The organism is Microbacterium sp. AK009 (assembly GCF_013410955.1).
Lineage (GTDB): Bacteria > Actinomycetota > Actinomycetes > Actinomycetales > Microbacteriaceae > Microbacterium.
On the sequence record NZ_JACCCG010000004.1, the window covers coordinates 409,664 to 428,783 of the forward strand.

Below are 19,120 nucleotides of genomic sequence, written 5' to 3' on the forward strand. Positions count from 1 at the left end.
CTACCCGGGGTCGGTGACGGTGGTGGCGAGGCCCGCCTCGGTGACCGAGCGCAGAAGCTGCGACATCCAGTCGGTGCGGGTGCGCTCGACCTCCTCGCTCACTGCGCCCTGCTCCCGCGGGACGTCCTCGGGCGGCAGGTCGTTGTCGACCAGGTACACCACCTCACCGGGACGCACGTAGTACAGACGCTCACGGGCCTCGGTCGTGATGTAGGCCGGCTCGCTCCAGCGCTCGCGCTCGGACTCGAGCTCCTCGATCTGCTCTTGCGTGAGGTCGACGGACTGCTGCAGTGCGGCGATCTGCTGACGCTGATCGAGATAGGTCCCCACCGTCGGCACGAGGACGAAGGCGGCCAGCACCACCAGCCCCAGCATGATCACCATGAATCCGGAGAGTCGGATGCCGCCGAGCCACCCGCGCACGTCCACGCGGCCGTTCGCGCGGCGAGGCCCCGGCCGCCGGCGCCTGGTCGACGGCGACGAAGAAGGGGGAGCCGATCGTGCTGTCACGGCTCCCCCTTCCTCGACGTTCTGTCGCGCGTCAGCCCCGGTAGCGGGGGAAGGCGGAGCGGCCGGCGAATTCCGCGGCGTCGCCCAGCTCCTCCTCGATGCGCAGAAGCTGATTGTATTTCGCGACGCGCTCGCTGCGAGCGGGCGCGCCGGTCTTGATCTGGCCGGCGTTCACCGCCACCGCCAGATCGGCGATGGTGGTGTCCTCGGTTTCTCCGGAGCGGTGCGAGAGCATCGAGGCGTAGCCCGACCGGGTGGCAAGCGCGATGGCGTCGAGCGTCTCGGACAGGGTGCCGATCTGGTTGACCTTCACCAGGAGCGCGTTCGCCACGCCGCGGGAGATGCCGTCGGCCAGGCGGGTGGGGTTGGTGACGAACAGGTCGTCGCCGACCAGCTGCACCTTCGATCCGATCGCGTCGGTCAGGCTCTTCCAGCCGTCCCAGTCATCCTCGGCCAGGGCGTCCTCGATGGTGACGATCGGGTAGTTGGCCACGAGGTCGGTGAAGTACGAGATGAGCTCGTCGACGCTCCACGCCTTGCCCTCGACGGTGTAGACGCCGTCGGAGAAGAACTCGGTCGCCGCCACGTCCAGGCCCACGGCGATGTCGGCACCGGGGGTGAACCCGGCCTTCTCGATGGCGCGGATGAGGAAGTCCAGGCCCTCGCGGTTGCTCGGCAGATCAGGGGCGAAGCCGCCCTCGTCGCCGAGGCCGGTGGCGAACCCGGCGCTCTTGAGCTCGCCCTTGAGTACGTGGTAGACCTCCGTGCCCCAGCGCAGCGACTCGGCGTACGTGTCTGCGCCGATGGGCGCGAGGAAGAACTCCTGGAAGTCGATGCCGTTGTCGGCGTGCTCGCCACCGTTGATGACGTTGAACAGCGGCACCGGCAGGAGGTGGGCGTTCGGTCCGCCCAGGTAGCGGAACAGCGGCAGGTCGGCGCTGTCGGCCGCGGCCTTGGCCACCGCGAGGCTGACGCCGAGGATGGCGTTGGCGCCCGTGCGGGATTTGTTCTCGGTGCCGTCGGTCTCGATGAGGATCTCATCGATGATGCGCTGCTCGCTGGCGTCGACGCCCTCGATCGCCGGTCCGAGCTCGTCGATGACCGCGGCGACGGCCTTCAGCACGCCCTTCCCGCCGTAGCGACTCTTGTCGCCGTCGCGCAGCTCGTACGCCTCGAAGGCTCCGGTGGACGCGCCCGAGGGGACGGCCGCGCGCTGCACGATGCCGTCATCGAGCAGCACCTCCACCTCGACGGTCGGGTTGCCGCGCGAATCCAGGATCTCGCGCGCGCCTACAGCCTCGATTGATGCCACGGGGTGTCTCCTTGCTCGTGGAGGGCGTCCTGCGCCCGATGGAACGGTGGAGCATCGTCGGTCCGCCCCCGAGTCTAGTGACCCCGGTTCACACCACCATGGCCAGCGCCAAGCCGTCCCATCCCTTGGCGTCGAGGGTCTGCAGGGCGGTGGCGTCGAAGCGCGGGTCGCGCGCCAGCATCTCCAGGCCCCGGCGCACACCGTGCACCTGCGGGCTCTCGCTGGCGGGATCGGCCACTTCGCCCGAGCGCACCACGTTGTCGATGATCACGACCGTGCCGGGTCGTCCGAGCCGGGCCGCCCAGTCGAGATAGACGGTGTTGGACTCCTTGTCGGCGTCGATGAAGACCAGGTCGAAGGGCGCCTCGTCGACGAGCGTCGGCAGCACGTCGGCACCGCGACCCTCGGCGATGCGCACCCGCCCCGAGACCCCGGCACGGGCGAGATTGGCGCGTGCCACGGCCGCGTTCCGGGGCTCGGCCTCCACGGTCACGACCTCGCCGTCCTCCGGCAGCGCCCGCGCCATCCAGATCGCCGAGTAGCCCCCGAGCGTCCCGATCTCCAGGACGCGTCGGGCGCCGGTCAGCCGGACCATCAGATGGAGGAACTTCCCGGTCAGCGGCGCCACCTCGATCGCGGGGAGTCCGGCCGCCCGCTGGTCGGCCACCGCCTCGCGGAGGGCGGTGTCTTCGCCGACGAGGGCGTCGCTGAGGTAGCGGTCGACGCGGGTCCACGCGTCGGAGGTGGGCAGGATCACTCCCCCAGCCAACAAGCGCCGACGCCCGCGCGTCAAGGGCGAGCTCGCCACTCCGCCACCAGCGCGGGCACGAGAGCCTCGGCGGTGCGTCGGTAGCCGAGGGCGCTCGGGTGGAACCTGTCCGGGCTGAACATCGTTTCAGGGTCGCGGGCGAAGGCTCGTCCGACCGCTGCCCTCAGGGAGACCGGCCGCGCGTCCTGTGCACGTGCGACGCGCGCCTGTCCCGCGGCGAGTCGGCGCGACAGGCGGGACGCGAGCGTGCGCAGGGGCTGCGGCACGGGTCGAAGCGCGCCGAGGTCGGGACAGGTTCCCACCACCACGCGTGCGCCACGCGCCCTCAGCTCGCGCACGGCGTCGGCCAGGTGGGCGAGCGAGACCTCCCTCGGCACGCGGTGGGTGACGTCGTTGCCCCGACGACGATGACGGCGAGATCCGGGCGCAGCCCGGGCGGCAAGCGCTCGATCTGGGAGGGAAGGGCGGATGACTCGGACCCGACGATCGCGACGGATCGAAGTCGCACCGGGCGCTTCAGCGCGGTGCCCAGTCCCTTCGCCGCTCTTGCTCCCAGCGTGTCCTTCGGGCGCTCCGCGCCGAGGCCCGCGGCGATGGAATCGCCGAGGATCACCAGGTCGATCGGGTCACCCTGCATGCGACGGCGACACCGGCGCACCGCGCGGCTCTGGCCGAGGACCTCATGGAACCATTGGAGGGGCGTTCGGTGAACGGACGGCGACAAAAGGGTGACCACCCGGCCATCCGGTCTCGGTAGGGTTCGGGTCGTGTCCTCTCCCTCCCTCGCCCGACGGCTGGGCCTGGGCGATGCGGTGTTCATCGGGCTCGGCGCGATGCTCGGCGCCGGTGTCTTCTCCGCCTTCTCGCCCGCGGCCCAGGCCGCCGGCGCGGGTCTTCTCCTCGGGCTCGTGCTGGCCGGTGTGGTGGCGTACGCCAATGCGACCTCCTCCGCCCAGCTCGCCGCGGTGTATCCGACATCGGGCGGCACCTACGTGTACGGACGCGCGGAGCTGAACGACTGGTGGGGCTTCCTCGCCGGCTGGGGTTTCGTCATCGGCAAGACCGCCAGCTGCGCGGCGATGGCCCTCACCTTCGCCGCCTACGTCGCCCCGGCCGGGTGGGAGCGACCCCTCGCCGTCGCGGCGGTCGTCACCCTCGGCGCGGTGAACTGGTTCGGCGTCACCCGGACCGCGCAGCTGACCCGCATCATCGTCACCGTCGTGCTGCTGTGCCTCGCGGTGGCGGTGATCGCCGCAGGCGCGGGAGCAGCGGACGCTCCCGCCGCACCCTCGGTGTGGGCGCAGGAGCTCTTCGTCGGCGGCCCGTACGGGATCCTCCAGTCGGCGGGCCTGCTGTTCTTCGCCTTCGCCGGCTACGCCCGCATCGCCACGATGGGCGAGGAGGTCCGCGACCCCGCGCGCGTGATCCCGCGGGCGATCTCGCTGGCCTTCCTGATCGTCGTCGTCATCTACGCCGTCGTCGCCGTCGCGGTCCTGGCCGCGCTCGGACCGGAGGCCACCGCGGCGTCATCCGATCCCGTCGCTGCGGCGGCAGCGACCGCCGGCTGGACGTGGGTGGATCCGGTCGTGCGGGTCGGCGCCGCGGCCGCCGCACTCGGTGCCCTCCTGGCCCTCATCGCCGGGGTGGGACGGACGACGCTCGCCATGGCGCGCGAGCGGGACCTCCCCGCCTTCCTCTCGGCCGTGCATCCGCGGTGGCACGTTCCCCATCGCGCCGAGGTGCTGATCGTCCTGGCTGTGGTCGTGCTGGTGCTGTCGACCGACCTGCGCGGCGCGATCGGCTTCTCCTCCTTCGGCGTCCTGACCTACTACCTCGTGGCGAACCTGGCCGCGCACAGGCAGACGGGAAGCGCGCGCCGCTACCCCCGCTGGCTGCAGCTGCTCGGGGTCACCGGGTGCGTCATCCTCGCGCTGAGTCTCCCGTGGCAGAGCGTCGCCGGGGGCACCACCGTTCTCGCGATCGGGCTTGTCTACCGGATCGTGCGCCTGCGGGCCGCTCGCGCCGGGTGATCAGCCCAGGGGCTTGATCTCGAGCGTCCCGGCGTCACGGTCGCCCGCACCCACCGTCGCGAACGCGGTGAACCCGTCGGCGCGAGCACGCTCGAGGAGGGCCCGGAGGTTCTTCGTGCGCTGCTCGAGCCGCACGCGAGCGCCGCGATCGATGAGCGCGGATTTCAGGGTCAGCAGATCGCCGACCGAGGCGTTTCGATCGTGAACCAGCACGACCGCGTCGGCGGCGGTGTCGTCACCGGCGGGGACGAGGTCGACGAGCCGTTCGAATCCGAGCGAGAAGCCGACGGCGGGGACCTCCTGTCCGAGGAACCGTCCGATCATCCCGTCGTAGCGGCCTCCGCCGCCCAGCGAGTACGACACCGCGGGGTGGGCGAGCTCGAAGATCGTGCCCGTGTAGTACCCCATCCCCCGCACGAGGAACGGATCGAACCGCAGCGGAACCTCGCCGCTGCCCGCATCCAGCCCGCGCGCAGCCGCTACGGCCTCGCCGATGCCCACGAGATCTGCCGCGACGTCGTCGGGCATCCCGCCCGGGAGCGCCTCGCGGATCCCCGACGCCGTGAGCGCGTGCGCCGAGCCGGCCGCGGCCAGATGCGCGAGGTGGGTCGCCACCGCTGTCACCGCGGCCTCGTCGGCGCCGCGCTCGCGCAGCTCGGCCGTCACGCCGTCGGGGCCGATCTTATCGAGCTTGTCCAGCGTGATCAGCACCCCGGCGCGCGCGTCGACGGGGAACCCGAAGGTCTCGAGCATCGCGTCCAGCAGGCGACGGTCGTTGATACGGACCTCGCCGCCCTCCAGCCCCAGCGCATCGAGGGTGTCGAGGGTTGCGATGACCAGCTCCGCCTCGGCACCGGGCGTGGCGTCGCCGATGACGTCGATGTCGCACTGCAGGAACTGCCGGTAGCGGCCCTTCTGCGGCCGCTCCGCGCGCCATACCGGCGCGATCTGCACAGCGCGGAAGACGCTCGGTAGCTCGGCACGGTGACTGGCGTAGAAGCGCGCGAGCGGCACGGTGAGGTCGTAGCGCAGACCCAGGTCGGTGAGGGATGCGGGGTCGTCGGCGGCCGCGCGGATGGCCTCGGCGTCGAGCCCGCGCTTGAGCACGTTGTAGGCGAGCTTCTCGTTGTCGCCGCCGATACCGGCGTGGAGACGGTCGTAGTCCTCCATCACCGGGGTCTCGATCTCGTCGAAGCCGTGCACCCGATAGCGGTCGCGGATGGTGCGGAGCACACGCTCGCGGCGGGCTTTGTCGGCGGGGAGGAAATCGCGCATGCCGCGCGGCGGGGTGACGGTGGGCACCGGACTATCCTCCCAGGTCGTCTCCGGGCGCCGCGTCGCGCTCGGCGCCCTCGGCCGAGCGGATTCGAACGCCGAGGTTGCGCAGTGCGCCGCGGAGCGCGCGGTCCGCGTCCCATCCCTGCTCCCGCGCATGCGCCGCCAACGCGAGGAGGGCGTCGCCGAGCTCCGCCTCGGTCGAGGGCGCCGGGACGGCCGCCGGAACGACGGGCGAAGGCGTGAACCCGGGGACCCGCGCCGCCTTCCCCAGCAATTTCTGCGCGAGGGCGAGGGCCGGCATCCGCTCCGACACCCCGTCCAGCACGCTCGTCCGGGTGCTCTTCTCCGCCGCCTTCGCGGCGTTCCAGTGGACGAGCACCTCCTCCGGAGTCTCTGCGACGGCGTCGGCGAAGACGTGCGGGTGGCGGCGCTGCATCTTCTCGGCGAGCGCGGCGGCGACGTCGTCGATGTCGAACGGGTCGTGGGGGTCTTCGGAGGCGATCTCGGCGTGGAAGAGCACCTGCCAGAGGAGGTCGCCGAGCTCCTCTCGCAGCTCCGGGCGCGACCCCACCTCGACGGCGTCGATCAGCTCGGCCGATTCCTCGACGAGGTAGGGCACGAGATCGTCATGGGTGATCTCGCGCGACCACGCGCACCGTTCCCGCACGGCGTGCATCACCTCGGCCGCCCGGCGCAGCCCGTCATCCTCGCTCATGCTCCCCCTTCGCGGATCAGGCGATGTCCCCCGTCGTCGAAGCCGGCTCGGGGAGCTCTTCGTCGGCGGTCTCGGGAGACACCCGACGATAGTGGCGGGCGCGCTGGGCGACCAGGAGCGCCGCGAGGATGATCGAGATTCCCGACCCCGCGAGGACACCCAGTGTCGCCTCGTCACGAACGAGGGGGCTGCCTGCGAAGGCGAGTTCGGACAGCAGCAGCGACACGGTGAACCCGATACCGCCCAGCGCCCCGGCGGCCATGAGGTCGAGGAACGACAGCGGCGGAGTGGCACCGCGGTTGAGAAGCCTCATCGAGATCCAGCTGAATACGGAGATGCCGATGATCTTGCCCACGGGAAGCGCGATGAGGATGCCCCAGAAGGCCGGGGAGAGCTGGGTCGGCGAGACGGCGGGGATGACGACGAGGGCTGCCGAGAACGCGAACAGCGGCAGGACGAGTCCGTTCACCCACGGCTCGAGGGCGTGGCGGGTGCGAAGCGCCGGCTGCTGAGCCATCGCGATCCCGAGCGCCACGCCGGCGATGGTCGCGTGGACGCCCGAGAGGTAGACCAGAACCCAGGTGGCGAGACCGATCACGACGAGGGCGACGACGATCGGGACGCGGCCCCGGGTGTCGAGGCGCCGGCTGAGGAAGCCGAACGCGATCACCAGCAGGGCGGCGACGGCGAGCAGCCCGACGTTGACGTCGGTGGTGAAGAGCACCGCGATGAAGATGATGCCGACGATGTCGTCGAGGATCGCCAGGGCGAGGAGGAAGATGCGGATGCCGGAGGGCAGGCCCTTGCCGAAGACGGCGAGCACGCCCAGGGCGAAGGCGATGTCGGTCGCCGTGGGGATCGGCCATCCTTGCGCGGCGTCCGAGCGTCCGGCGATCAGCAGGAAGATCGCGACCGGGATGATGACACCGCCCGCCGCGGCGATCGCCGGCTGAAGGGCCTTCTTCGCCGAATTCAACTCACCACTGGTGAGTTCGTACTGCAGCTCCACGGCGACGACGAAGAAGAAGATCGCCAGCAGGCCGTCCTGGATCCAGTGGCCCACCGACATCTCGAACACGCCGGGGATGCCGAGGTAGGTCTCCTTCAGCGCCTGAGCGGCAGGGCCGAGCGGGGAGTTGGCCACGATGAGCGCCGCGGCAGCGGCGGCGAGGAGCACGATGGCGGGGAAACGGGCAGAGCGCAGCAGGGACACAGGCGGTCCTTTCGTCGGTGTCTGACGGGTACGCTGACGCGCACGCCGACCAGGCTTCCCGGCACACCGTGGCCCATTCTACCGAGGTCTCCTGTGACATCCCCGTCACACGGCGGCGATACCGTGGGGGGATGCGCGAACTCACCCAGACGGAGGCCATCGACCTTGTCGGTCGCTACGAGGCGGGGCAGGGCATCCCCGAATCGATGCGGGCCAACGTCCGCCTGCTGGGCGCCCTCCTCGGGCAGGTGCTCCGCGAGAGCGGCTCGCCCGGACTGTTCGACGACGTCGAACGCCTGCGGATCGCCACCATCCAGGCGTACACCGATGAGACCGACGAGGCCTTCGCACGCGCCGCCGAGACCGCCGATTCGTTCTCGGTGACCCGTGCGGACGAGGTCGCCCGGGCCTTCACCTGCTATTTCCATCTGGCCAACCTCGTCGAGGAGCACCAGCGCGTGCGGGTTCTGCGCGAGCGCGACCGCACGCCCGACGCCGACGGCGACTCGATCCCCGCAGCCTTCCGGCGTTTGGCCGACGAAGTGGGCGAGGACGCCGCGACGAGTCGCCTGCAGGCGCTGCGGTTCCACCCCGTCTTCACCGCGCACCCCACCGAAGCGCGCCGGCGCGCGGTGTCGACCAGCATCCGCCGCCTCGCCGCCCTGCTCACCGAGCACGAGAGCGCGCCGGAGGGCGGCAGCGAACAGCGACGCGCCCGCCGGCGGATGCTGGAGGAGATCGACACCCTGTGGCGCACCGCGCCGCTGCGTCACGAGAAGCCCACGCCGACCGACGAGGTGCGCGCCGTCATGGCCGTCTTCGATGAGACGCTCTACACCGCCATCCCCCACGTCTACCGCCGCGTCGATGATGCCCTGCAGGGCGAGACGGCGGGAAGCGCCGCACCGCTCGTGCGCCCCTTCGTCCGCATCGGATCCTGGGTCGGCGGTGACCGCGACGGCAACCCCTTCGTCACCGCATCGGTGACCCGCAAGGCCGCCGCCATCGCCAGTGAGCACGTGCTGCGCGGGCTCGAGCGGTCGGCGGAGAGGATCGGCCGCACGCTCACCCTCGACGCCGCGACCACTCCCCCGAGCCCCGAGGCCTCCGCGCTGTGGCAGCGTCTGCGCACCGAGGACGAGGACGCGGCCGCGGAGATCGCCGCGCGGTCGCCGCAGGAGCCGCATCGGCAGATCCTCCTCATGGTGGCCCGCAAGATCGAGGCCACGAGGCTTCGCAACGCCGACCTCGCCTACAGCGACCCGCAGGAACTCCACCGCCACCTGCGCGTGGTGCAGGACTCGCTCGTCGCCGCGCGGGCGCCCCGGCAGGCCTACGGTCATCTGCAGCAGCTCATCTGGCAGGTGCAGACCTACGGGTTCCACCTCAGCGAATTGGAGGTGCGCCAGCATTCCGCCGTGCACGCGAAGGTCCTCGCCGAGCTCGATGCCGGCGACCCGCGCTCGGAGCTGACCGAGGAGGTGCTCGACGTCTTCCGGGCGGTGCTCTTCCTCCAGGACCGCTACGGCCCGCGCGCCGCGGGGCGTTACATCGTGTCGTTCACCCAGTCTGCCGACGACCTCGCCGCCGTCCACCGTCTCGCCCGCTACGCGGCAGGGCACGACGGCCGGGTTCCGGTCCTGGACGTCATCCCGCTGTTCGAAATGTTCGCCGACCTGCAGGCAGCCCCTCGGATCCTCGCCGAGATCATCGATCACCCCGAGTTCCGTGCGCGATTGGATGCCACGGGCCGGCGGATGGAGGTCATGCTCGGCTACTCCGACTCGTCGAAGGACGTCGGCCCCGTCGCGGCGACCCTGGCCCTTTACCAGGCACAGGCGCAGATCTCCGCGTGGGCGCAGGAGAACGGCATCGAGCTGACACTGTTTCACGGTCGAGGCGGCGCCCTCGGGCGCGGCGGTGGTCCGGCGAACTCCGCCATCCTCGCACAGCCGCCGGGGTCGGTGGACGGGCGCTTCAAGCTCACCGAGCAGGGCGAGGTGATCTTCGCCCGCTACGGCGACCCGGCGATCGCGATGCGTCACATCGATCAGGTGGTCGCGGCGATGCTCCTGGCCTCCTCCCCCTCGATCGAGGCGCGCAACCGTGCCGCGGCGGAGCGGTTCGCCGCGGTCGCGGCCCGGATGGACGAGGCGTCCCGGGCGCGGTTCTTCGAGCTGGTGAAGGCCCCCGGGTTCGCCCCGTGGTTCGCCCAGGTCACCCCGATGGAGGAGATCGGACTGCTCGCGCTCGGATCCCGCCCCGCCCGCCGAGGCCTGTCGGTGGAATCGCTCGCCGATCTGCGCGCCATCCCGTGGGTGTTCGCGTGGACCCAGGCGCGGATCAACCTGGCCGGCTGGTTCGGTCTCGGAACGGCGCTGGAGGCCGTCGGCGACGAGGAGGTGCTGCGCAGCGCCTACGAGGAGTGGCCGCTGTTGCGCACCCTCATCGACAACGTCGCGATGAGCCTCGCCAAGGCCGACGCCCGCATCGCCCGTCGCTACCTCGACCTCGGCGATCGCGCCGACCTGGCGGATCTGGTGATGAGCGAGATGGAGCTCACGCGGGCCTGGGTCATCCGGGTGACCGGCGGCGCCGAACTTCTCGGCAGCAAGCCGGTGCTCCAGCGCGCGGTGAAGATGCGCAGCCCCTACGTCGACGCCCTGTCCCTGCTGCAGCTGCGGGCACTCCGGGCGCTGCGCCGGGATGCGCAGGCGGGCTCTCCCGCAGACCCCGAGCAGCAGCGCCTCCTGTTGCTCTCGGTCAGCGGCGTCGCGGCGGGCCTTCAGAACACCGGCTGATCCGCGGCGGCGGCGGATTCTGCGACGGGCTCGGGCCACAGCTGCGTGAGGAGCTGATCGACCCAGGCCAGCAGCTCGGCGTCGCCGAGCGGGGCGTCGCCTGCCCGCGGAAGGGGCACCACGAGCGCCTCCCCGCCGGCAAGGAGCTTGGCCTTGGGGTGCAGGCGCTGCAACCGCACGCGCATCGAGTCGGGCAGGTCGGCCGGCGCGACGCGCAGGTTCGGTCCCACCGCCACGACGTCGGTGAGGCCCGCCCGCGCGGCCTTGCGCCGCAGGCGGGCGACCGCGACGAGCCCGTCGACCTCGGCGGGCGGCTCGCCGTAGCGGTCGCGCAGTTCGTCGATGACCGCGTCGATCGGATCGCGCCCATCGGCCTCGCGCGAGACCGCGGTCGGCGCGGCAGCAGCGGAGAGCTTCTGATAAGCCTCCAGGCGCAGCCGCTCGCTGTCGATGTAGTCCTCGGGGAGGCGCGCCTGCACCGGCAGTTCGAGCCGAAGCTCGGTGGGTCCCTCGGTGTCCTCACCGCGGAAGGTCGCCACCGCCTCGCCGATCATGCGGAGGTAGAGGTCGAATCCGACGCCCGCGATGTGACCGGCCTGCTCGGCGCCGAGGAGGTTTCCCGCGCCGCGCAGCTCGAGGTCCTTCAGCGCCACCTGCATGCCGCTGCCCAGGTCGTTGTTGACGGCGATGGTCTCGAGGCGGTCGGCCGCGGTCTCGGTCAGCGGCTTGACCTCGTCGTAGAGGAAGTAGGCGTAGGCGCGCTCGCGGGCCCGGCCCACCCGGCCCCGCAGCTGGTGCAGCTGCGACAGCCCGTACTTGTCGGCCCGGTCGATGATGATCGTGTTGGCGTTGGCGATGTCGAGCCCGGTCTCGATGATGGTCGTGCACACCAGGACATCCGCCCGCCGCTCCCAGAAGTCGTCGACGACCTGCTCGAGCTGATGCTCTCCCATCTGCCCGTGGGCGACTGCCACGCGCGCCTCGGGGACGAGCTCGGCGATGTGGGCGGCCACGCGCTGGATCGACGACACCCGGTTGTGCACGTAGAAGACCTGCCCTTCGCGCAGGAGCTCCCGACGGATGGCGGCGGTGATCGGCTTGTCGTTGCGGGCTCCGACGTAGGTGAGGATCGGGTGCCGGTCCTCGGGCGGCGTGGCGAGGGTGGACATCTCGCGGATGCCGGTGACGGCCATCTCGAGCGTGCGCGGGATCGGAGTGGCGCTCATCGCAAGGATGTCGACGTTGGTCTTGAGCTTCTTCAGCGCGTCCTTGTGCTCGACGCCGAACCGCTGCTCCTCGTCGATGATCATGAGTCCGAGGTCTTTGAAGACGACCCGCTCCGTGAGGATGCGGTGGGTGCCGATGACCATGTCGATGGTTCCGTCGGCCAGACCCGCGACGATCTCCTTGGCCTGCTTGTCGGTCTGGAATCTCGACAGGGCGCGCACCTTCACCGGGAATCCGGCGAAGCGCTCGGTGAAGGTCTCGAGGTGCTGCTTGACCAGGAGCGTGGTCGGCACGAGCATCGCGACCTGCTTGCCGTCCTGGATCGCCTTGAAGGCCGCCCGCACCGCCACCTCGGTCTTGCCGAAGCCGACATCGCCCGAGAGCAGCCGGTCCATGGGGATGGGCTTTTCCATGTCGGCCTTGATCTCGTCGATCGTCTGGAGCTGGTCCGGCGTCTCGGCGAAGGGGAAGGCCTCCTCGAGCTCGCGCTGCCAGGGCGTGTCGGGCCCGAAGGCGTGACCGCGCGCCGCCATCCGCGCGGAATAGAGCTTGACCAGCTCCACGGCGATGTCGCGCACGGCCTTGCGCGCACGTCCCTTGGCCTGGGCCCAGTCGCTTCCGCCCATCTTCGACAGGGTGGGCGCCTCACCGCCGACGTACTTCGACAGCAGGTCGAGCTGGTCGGTGGGGACGAACAGCTTGTCGCCGGGGTAGCCGCGCTTGGAGGGCGCGTACTCCAGCACCAGATACTCCCGGACGCTCTTGACGGCGTTGCGGCCGCCGCTGGACACCTCGCGCTGGGTGAGCTCGACGAAGCGACCGATGCCGTGCGTGGCGTGGACGACGTAGTCGCCGGCCTTGAGCTGGAGCGGGTCGACGACGTTGCGTCGACGCGACGCGAGCTTCTTGACCACCCGCGTGTCACCGCCGATGGTGCGGCCGTAGAACTCCGACTCGGTGATGACCGACAGCTGCGCCTCGGCGACTTCGAACCCGCGCTCGAGCGAACAGGCGACCACCTGGGCGACACCCGGCTCGGGGGCGTCGTCGATGGTGTCCACGCGACGCGCTGCGAGGCCCCGCTCGGCCAGCACGTCGCGGGCGCGTTCGACGAGCCCGCCGCCGGAGGCCATGACGACGACCCGCCACCCGGCGCGGAGCCTTTCGGCGACGTGACTGACGGCGCCGTCGACATTCCCCTGGAAGGAGGGGACGGATGTCGCGGCGACACGGGTGACGCCGGTCTCTCCCGCGTCCAGCAGCCCCTCCGCCGAGGCATCGGCGGCGCCGGAATCGAAGGAGCTGAGGCTCCACCACACGCCCTCGCGCTCGGCGACGACCTCGCGCAGCCGCGGCAGCGGGACGAAGTCTCCGGCACCGAGGTCGATCGGCGACTCGGCTCCCGAGGTGGCCGCGTTCCACGCGGCATCCAGGAACTCCCTGTTGGTGTCGCTGAGGGTGGTGGCCCGAGTGGCGGCGCGCTCCGGGTCCACCAGGGCGATTGCGGTGCCGCGGGGGAAGTAGTCCACCAGGGTGACGAGCTGATCGACCACCGCAGGCATCAGCGATTCCATCCCCTCCACGGGGATGCCCTCGGCCATCTTCTCGAGCATGCCGCGGAGCCCCGGGAACTCGTCCTTCAACTGACGGGCGCGGTCGCGGACGGCCTCGGTGAGCAGCAGCTCGCGACTGGCCAGCAGGCTCACCGCCGTGACCTCGCCGGGCAGGGAGCGCTGGTCGGCGACCGAGAACGCGCGGATCTGGTCGACCTCATCGCCGAAGAACTCCACGCGGTAGGGGTGCTCGGCGGTGGGAGGGAAGACGTCGAGGATGCCGCCGCGCAGGGCGAACTCGCCGCGCCGCGACACCATGTCGACCCGGTGGTAGGCGCGCTCGACGAGCATCGCGGCCACCTGGCCGAGGTCGTGGCCGCGCTCGCCGACGGTGAGTTCGATCGGGGTCGCGTGGTCCAGCCCCGCCGCCAGCGGCTGGACCGCGCCGCGGACCGACGCCGTGACGACGAGGGTGTCGTTGGCACGCAGCCGCGCCAGACGGCCGAGGACGTCGAGACGTCGCCCCACGATCTCAGGTGTGGGGCTCAGCCGCTCGTGCGGCAGCGTTTCCCACGCGGGGAAGTGGCGCACCTCGGCGTGAGGCAGAAGCGCCTGGAGCGCCGGTCCGAGGGTCTCGGCCCGGCGACCGGTGGGCGCGATCGCCAGGAGCACCGCGGGCTTGCCGGCTGCGCGGCGTCGCTCGAGGAGAGCGGCGAGCAGCGGCGCGTCGACGCCTTCGACCACCGAGTACTCGGCGTCGGCCACGCCGGCGGTCACCGCCTCCCGGAAGGAGTCAGCCTGCTCGAGGGCGCGCACGATCCCGGGAATTGTCACCGGAGAAGTCTACGGTCGCCCGCCGACATCGGCTCCTAGGATGTCAGCGTGAGCACACCCTCCGCGCACGGTACACCGGCGCCCTCCGGCTACGCACCGCCCCCGGGGTATCTGCCCGCGCCGGGTCCCGCCAGCGGATCGGGGTGGGTCCCCTCGCAGCCGAAACCGGCGCGCGGCGCCACTCTCGGGCTGACGGCCTTCCTCCTGTCGCTGGGCGCGGCGGTCCTCGCCCCGGCCGCCGCCGGTCTCGCCGGGTTCCGCATCGGCACCGGCACCGGTGACCGCCTCATCGCCGGCACCCTCGGCACGGACTTCGACTGGTCGCTGCTGAGCCCCGTGCGCGAGTGGGTGCTGCTGGCCGAAATCGGCTTCTGGACCGGCACCGCGCTCGGCGTCTGGGCGATCGTGCAGGGAATCATCGCCATCGCCCGACGCGCCGGCCGCGGCTGGGCCATCGCGGCCGTGGTGGTGGCGTCCCTCGGCCCCGTGGTCTTCGGGTTGACGCTCCAGGCGATGATCGTGGCGGGGCTCGCGGCGGCGGCGAGCTGACCTCCGGGCGTCAGGCGCGGGGAGCGTGGAAACGCTGCTGAGCCGCGACCAGCCCGTGCTCGATGATGTCTTCGACCGCGTCGGCGGCATCGGAGACCAGCATCGACACCGCCTCACGATCACCGGCGGAGAAGGGCTGGAGAACCCAGTCCGCGGCGTCCTGCCGCCCCGGCGGACGGCCGATCCCCACCCGCACCCGGGTGAAGGCGGGGGAACCGAGCGCCGCAGCCACGTCGCGGACGCCATTGTGACCGCCGTGCCCGCCGCCGCTCTTCAGCCGAACGGTGTCGAACGGGATGTCGAGCTCGTCGTGGACGACCACGAGGCGCTCGGGCTCGGTCCGGTAGAAGCGGGCGAGCTGCGAGACCGGGCCGCCCGAGACGTTCATGAACGAATTCGGCTTGGCGAGGATGAGCTTCGCCCCGCCGGGCCGCAGCCACGTCTCCGCCACCCGTGCATGGGCGCGATGGGCCCGGAAGGGGGCGTCACGCCGGTCGGCCAGCTCGTCGAGGACGAGCTGGCCGACGTTGTGACGTGTGCGTTCGTAGCGGGGCCCCGGGTTGCCGAGCCCCACCACGAGCCACGTGTCCGGCATGGCCGGTGTTTACTCGCTGTCGGAGGCCTCGTCGCCCGACGCCTCGACCTCGCCCTGCTCGGACTCCTCGGCCTGCTCGGCGGCGACCTCGGCGTCGGCCTCGGCGATCTCCTCTTCGGCGATCAGGGTGGACACCGGCACGGCGATCGCCACGACGAGGACGTCGGCGTCGGTCACCAGCGTCGCGCCGCGCGGCAGCGTGAGGTCGCCCGCGGTGATGTGGGTGCCGTCCTCGAGGCCCTCGACATCGACCTCGACGGTCTCGGGGATGTGGGTGGCCTCGACCTCGAGCGACACGGTGGCCGAGTCGAGGTTCGCGATGGTGCCGGCGAAGGACTCACCGGTGATGACGACGGGGACGTCGACCTGGACCTTCTCGCCCTTCTTGACCACGAGCAGGTCGATGTGCTCGATGATCTGGTGCACCGGGTCCTTCTGCACGTCCTTGACCAGGGCGAGCTGCGATGCGCCGTCGACCCGGAGGTCGAGGACGGCGTTGGCGCGACGGATCAGCAGCGCGGTCTGGTGGCCCGGCAGCGCGAGGTGCACGGGGTCGGTGCCGTGGCCGTAGAGCACGGCGGGGATCTTGCCGGCGGCACGGAGGCGGCGGGCGAAGCCCTTGCCGAAGTTCTCGCGGCGCTCGGCGGCGACGGTGGTGTCGGTCTCGGTGGGCATGGTGTTCTCCTCGCAGGCTCTCGCCTGTCGTCTCGGCCTCGGGGGCCTGGGTCTGGGTCTGGGTCGACTCGAACGCGAGCGCGTGAGGAAAACGAGCCTTCACACCCCCGTCGATCACGGATCCCCGCCAGTGCGTGCGCAGTCGGGATCCCTCGCCGAAGTCCAGTGGGAGAGTCTACCAGCGACCGGCGATAGCATGGGAGGCACTGCCATCCCGACGGAGGACACCATGGAATACGGCTTTCTCTCGCACGTGCTCGTCTGGGTCGTCGGGGCGATCACCGCGGTCGGCGCCGTCGGCGCGGTTCTGGCGATCTTCTCCATGGCGCGGACCGCGTACCGCAAGGACTGACCCGCCACCCCCGTCGGTTCGGGGCGCCGGGAGCGGACCCGATAGCCTGAAACGGTGACCGATCCTTCCCGCTCGCCGAAGATCTCCACCGACCGCGACGACCAGCCCGGGTCGACCGAGGAACACGAGGGCGCTCCCGCCCCTGAGGATGTGCCCCGCCACCGGGCCGAAGCAGGCGTCGCGGCCCCGTCGGACGCCGCGGCGACGGCCAACATCGGTGTGGTCGGACTGGCGGTCATGGGCTCGAATCTCGCCCGCAACCTCGCCAGCCGCGAAGGCAACACCGTGGCGGTGTTCAACCGCAGCCGTGAGAAGACCGACGTTCTGCACAGCGACCACCCCGAGGCCGGCTTCGTGCCGACGTTCTCGTACGAGGAGTTCGCCGCGGCCCTCTCCACCCCCCGGACCGCGATCATCATGGTCAAGGCCGGCCGCGCCACCGACGCGGTGATCGACGAGCTCGTCCGCGTCTTCGAGCCGGGCGACATCATCGTCGACGGCGGCAATGCGCTCTTCAGCGACACCATCCGCCGCGAGAAGGCCGTCCGCGAGACCGGCATCAACTTCGTCGGCATGGGCGTCTCGGGCGGCGAAGAAGGAGCCCTGCTCGGTCCGTCGCTCATGCCGGGCGGCTCCGACGAATCGTGGGTGACGCTCGGCCCGATCCTCCGCTCCATCGCGGCGGTGGCCGAGGGCGAGCCCTGCGTCACGCACGTCGGCCACGACGGCGCGGGTCATTTCGTGAAGATGATCCACAACGGCATCGAGTACGCCGACATGCAGCTGATCGCTGAGGCGTACGACCTCATCCGTCGGGGCACCGGCAAATCCCCCGCCGAGATCGCGGACGTCTTCGCCGAGTGGAACCGCGGTGAGCTCGAGTCGTACCTCATCGAGATCACCGCCGAGGTGCTCCGGCAGGTCGACGCCACGTCGCAGCGTCCCCTCGTGGACGTGATCCTCGACCAGGCCGGTGCGAAGGGCACCGGCGCCTGGACGGTGCAGACCGCTCTCGATCTCGGCGTTCCCGTGTCGGGCATCGCCGAGGCGGTCTTCGCCCGGTCGCTGTCGTCGCACCCCGAACAGCGTCAGGCCGCCGCCGGACTCCCGGGCCCTGCGGAGGACGCCGTGGAATCCGCCGTCACCGATCCGGACGCCTTCATCGAGCAGGTGCGGCTGGCGCTGTACGCGTCGAAGATCGTCGCGTACTCGCAGGGCTTCGACGCCATCCGCGCCGGTGCCGCCCAGTACGACTGGCAGATCGACCTGGGTGCGGTGTCGCGCATCTGGCGGGGTGGATGCATCATCCGCGCGCAGTTCCTCAACCGCATCGCCGACGCGTACGCCGAGACGGCGGACCTTCCCGTGCTGCTCGCCGCCCCCTACTTCGTCGAGGCGCTGGGCCGCGCCCAGGACGCGTGGCGGCACATCGTGGCGACGGCGGCGACGGCGGGCATCCCCGCGCCGGCGTTCTCGTCGTCCCTGGCCTACTACGACGGCTTGCGCGCCCCCCGGCTCCCGGCCGCGCTCATCCAGGGCCAACGCGACTTCTTCGGCGCCCACACGTATCGCCGCATCGACCGGGAGGGGACCTTCCACACGCTGTGGTCGGGCGACCGCTCCGAGATCACGGCCGAGGACACGCACTGATCTAGGGTCGGAGGATGACGCGACGCATCCTCTTCCTCGGCGGTACCGGAACGATCAGCGCGGCGTGCGTGCGCCGCGCGGTGGCGCGCGGGGACGAGGTCACCGTCGTCAATCGGGGCACAGGGCGGCGCGACCTTCCCCCGGAGGTGCGAACCCTTCGGGCGGACCTGCGCGACCCCGAGGCGGTCCGGGCGGCGATCGGGCCTGAAGAGTTCGACGTCGTTCTGCAGTTCCTGGCGTTCACACCCGAGCACGTCCAGGCCGATCTGGACCTGTTCGAAGGACGCGCCGGCCAGTACGTGTTCGTGAGCTCTGCATCGGCCTACCAGAAGCCGCCGATGCGCCTTCCAGTGACCGAGTCCACGCCTCTGCGCAATCCCTTCTGGCAGTACTCCCGCGACAAGATCGGCTGCGAGGACCTGCTCGTGGCCGCCTACCGCGAGCGCGGCTTCCCGGCCACGATCGTGCGTCCGTCCCACACATACGACGAGCAGCTCCTCCCGACCCTGGGGGGATGGACCGACATCGCACGAATGCGGACGGGTCGCCCCGTCATCGTCCAAGGCGACGGGACGAGTCTGTGGACCATCACGCACAGCGACGATGTCGCGGTCGCGATCACAGGCCTCGCGGGCCACCCCGATGCGCTCGGTGAGGCGTTCACCGTGACGGGCGACCACGCACCCAGCTGGAACCGGATCTACGGCTGGCTGGCCGACGCGGCAGGCGTCCCTTCGCCCGACCTCGTCCACGTGGCATCCGAGACGATCGCCGCCTTCGCCCCCGACCTCGGCCCGACGCTCCTCGGCGACAAGGCGCACTCGATGGTCTTCGACAACGCCAAGGTGACCGCTCTGGTGCCGGAGTTCGAAACGACGATCACCTTCGACGAGGGCGCCCGGCAGATCGTCGCCTTCTACGACGCCCATCCCGACCGTCGACAGGTCGACGCGGACCGCGATGCGCTGTTCGATCGCATCGCGGCCCACGCACGACAGGCGGGATGAGCGCCGACTCTCAGCCGGCGCATAGCGGACGCCATAGGAAATCCATAGCT

At 71.1% G+C, this 19,120-nt stretch carries 16 protein-coding genes and 1 pseudogene; 6 read left to right on the plus strand and 11 right to left on the minus strand.

All coding sequences use genetic code 11. The features are described 5' to 3' along the window. The 5 genes and pseudogenes from HDC37_RS11085 to HDC37_RS17225 form a co-directional block, all read right to left on the minus strand. Positions 1-429 (minus strand): septum formation initiator family protein, encoded by a 429-nt coding sequence (locus tag HDC37_RS11085; RefSeq protein ID WP_179560438.1) that lies wholly within the window; start codon positions 427-429, stop codon positions 1-3. A gap of 112 nt (positions 430-541) precedes the next feature. Next, complete coding sequence (gene eno / locus HDC37_RS11090; RefSeq protein ID WP_179560439.1) at positions 542-1,822, minus strand: phosphopyruvate hydratase; 1,281 nt, start codon at positions 1,820-1,822, stop codon at positions 542-544. An 88-nt stretch (positions 1,823-1,910) separates the two neighbouring features. Continuing rightward, a complete protein-coding gene (locus HDC37_RS11095; protein ID WP_374939177.1) occupies positions 1,911-2,576 on the minus strand; it encodes an O-methyltransferase in 666 nt (221 codons plus the stop codon). Between the two features lie 149 nt (positions 2,577-2,725). Next, positions 2,726-2,968, minus strand: a pseudogene (locus HDC37_RS17220) (SGNH/GDSL hydrolase family protein); the annotation flags it as partial. Further along, the gene (locus HDC37_RS17225; RefSeq protein WP_257021434.1) at positions 2,917-3,228 is read right to left on the minus strand and encodes a hypothetical protein; all 312 of its coding nucleotides are present in this window, start codon (positions 3,226-3,228) and stop codon (positions 2,917-2,919) included. The gene HDC37_RS17225 and the pseudogene HDC37_RS17220, both read right to left, overlap by 52 nt. A 130-nt stretch (positions 3,229-3,358) precedes the next feature. On the opposite strand from HDC37_RS17225, the gene HDC37_RS11105 reads away from it, so the two are divergent. After that, entirely contained in the window at positions 3,359-4,621 is a 1,263-nt protein-coding gene (locus HDC37_RS11105; RefSeq protein WP_179560441.1) for an APC family permease, read from the plus strand. On the opposite strand, the gene hisS is transcribed toward HDC37_RS11105, so the two are convergent. The 3 genes from hisS to nhaA are packed head-to-tail and all read right to left on the minus strand — an operon-like array spanning position 4,622 to position 7,827. Further along, a complete protein-coding gene (gene hisS, locus HDC37_RS11110) occupies positions 4,622-5,896 on the minus strand; it encodes a histidine--tRNA ligase (RefSeq protein ID WP_218869692.1) in 1,275 nt (424 codons plus the stop codon). A gap of 31 nt (positions 5,897-5,927) precedes the next feature. Beyond that, the gene (locus HDC37_RS11115) at positions 5,928-6,614 is read right to left on the minus strand and encodes a MazG family protein (protein WP_179560442.1); all 687 of its coding nucleotides are present in this window, start codon (positions 6,612-6,614) and stop codon (positions 5,928-5,930) included. Between the two features lie 16 nt (positions 6,615-6,630). After that, positions 6,631-7,827 (minus strand): Na+/H+ antiporter NhaA, encoded by a 1,197-nt coding sequence (nhaA, locus tag HDC37_RS11120; RefSeq protein ID WP_179560443.1) that lies wholly within the window; start codon positions 7,825-7,827, stop codon positions 6,631-6,633. A gap of 131 nt (positions 7,828-7,958) precedes the next feature. Here nhaA and HDC37_RS11125 point away from each other — a divergent pair, with 131 nt between their 5' ends. Beyond that, positions 7,959-10,628, plus strand: a complete 2,670-nt coding sequence (locus HDC37_RS11125) for a phosphoenolpyruvate carboxylase (RefSeq protein ID WP_179560444.1) — start codon at positions 7,959-7,961, stop codon at positions 10,626-10,628. Here HDC37_RS11125 and mfd read toward each other — a convergent pair. Next, a complete protein-coding gene (gene mfd, locus HDC37_RS11130; RefSeq protein WP_179560445.1) occupies positions 10,613-14,242 on the minus strand; it encodes a transcription-repair coupling factor in 3,630 nt (1,209 codons plus the stop codon). The genes HDC37_RS11125 and mfd overlap by 16 nt on opposite strands. A gap of 48 nt (positions 14,243-14,290) precedes the next feature. Between mfd and HDC37_RS11135 the strand changes: the two genes are divergently transcribed. Beyond that, positions 14,291-14,791, plus strand: coding sequence for a hypothetical protein (locus HDC37_RS11135; protein ID WP_179560446.1), 501 nt, complete (start codon positions 14,291-14,293; stop codon positions 14,789-14,791). A gap of 10 nt (positions 14,792-14,801) precedes the next feature. Here HDC37_RS11135 and pth read toward each other — a convergent pair whose 3' ends face one another. Then, on the minus strand, positions 14,802-15,386 hold the full coding sequence (gene pth / locus HDC37_RS11140; RefSeq protein ID WP_179560447.1) for an aminoacyl-tRNA hydrolase: 585 nt from the start codon (positions 15,384-15,386) through the stop codon (positions 14,802-14,804). A gap of 9 nt (positions 15,387-15,395) precedes the next feature. Beyond that, entirely contained in the window at positions 15,396-16,061 is a 666-nt protein-coding gene (locus tag HDC37_RS11145; RefSeq protein WP_179560448.1) for a 50S ribosomal protein L25/general stress protein Ctc, read from the minus strand. 229 nt (positions 16,062-16,290) lie between these two features. Between HDC37_RS11145 and HDC37_RS17230 the strand changes: the two genes are divergently transcribed. The 3 genes from HDC37_RS17230 to HDC37_RS11155 all read left to right on the plus strand — a co-directional run bounded on the left by HDC37_RS17230 (position 16,291) and on the right by HDC37_RS11155 (position 19,070). Continuing rightward, positions 16,291-16,413, plus strand: coding sequence for a hypothetical protein (locus HDC37_RS17230; RefSeq protein ID WP_257021435.1), 123 nt, complete (start codon positions 16,291-16,293; stop codon positions 16,411-16,413). Positions 16,414-16,563: 150 nt separating this feature from the next. Further along, on the plus strand, positions 16,564-18,063 hold the full coding sequence (gene gndA, locus HDC37_RS11150) for an NADP-dependent phosphogluconate dehydrogenase (RefSeq protein WP_308472189.1): 1,500 nt from the start codon (positions 16,564-16,566) through the stop codon (positions 18,061-18,063). Between the two features lie 14 nt (positions 18,064-18,077). Next, positions 18,078-19,070 carry an SDR family oxidoreductase gene (locus tag HDC37_RS11155; RefSeq protein WP_179560450.1) on the plus strand — a complete coding sequence of 331 codons (993 nt, stop codon included), beginning with the start codon at positions 18,078-18,080 and terminating at the stop codon, positions 19,068-19,070. The last annotated feature ends 50 nt before the right edge of the window (positions 19,071-19,120 follow it).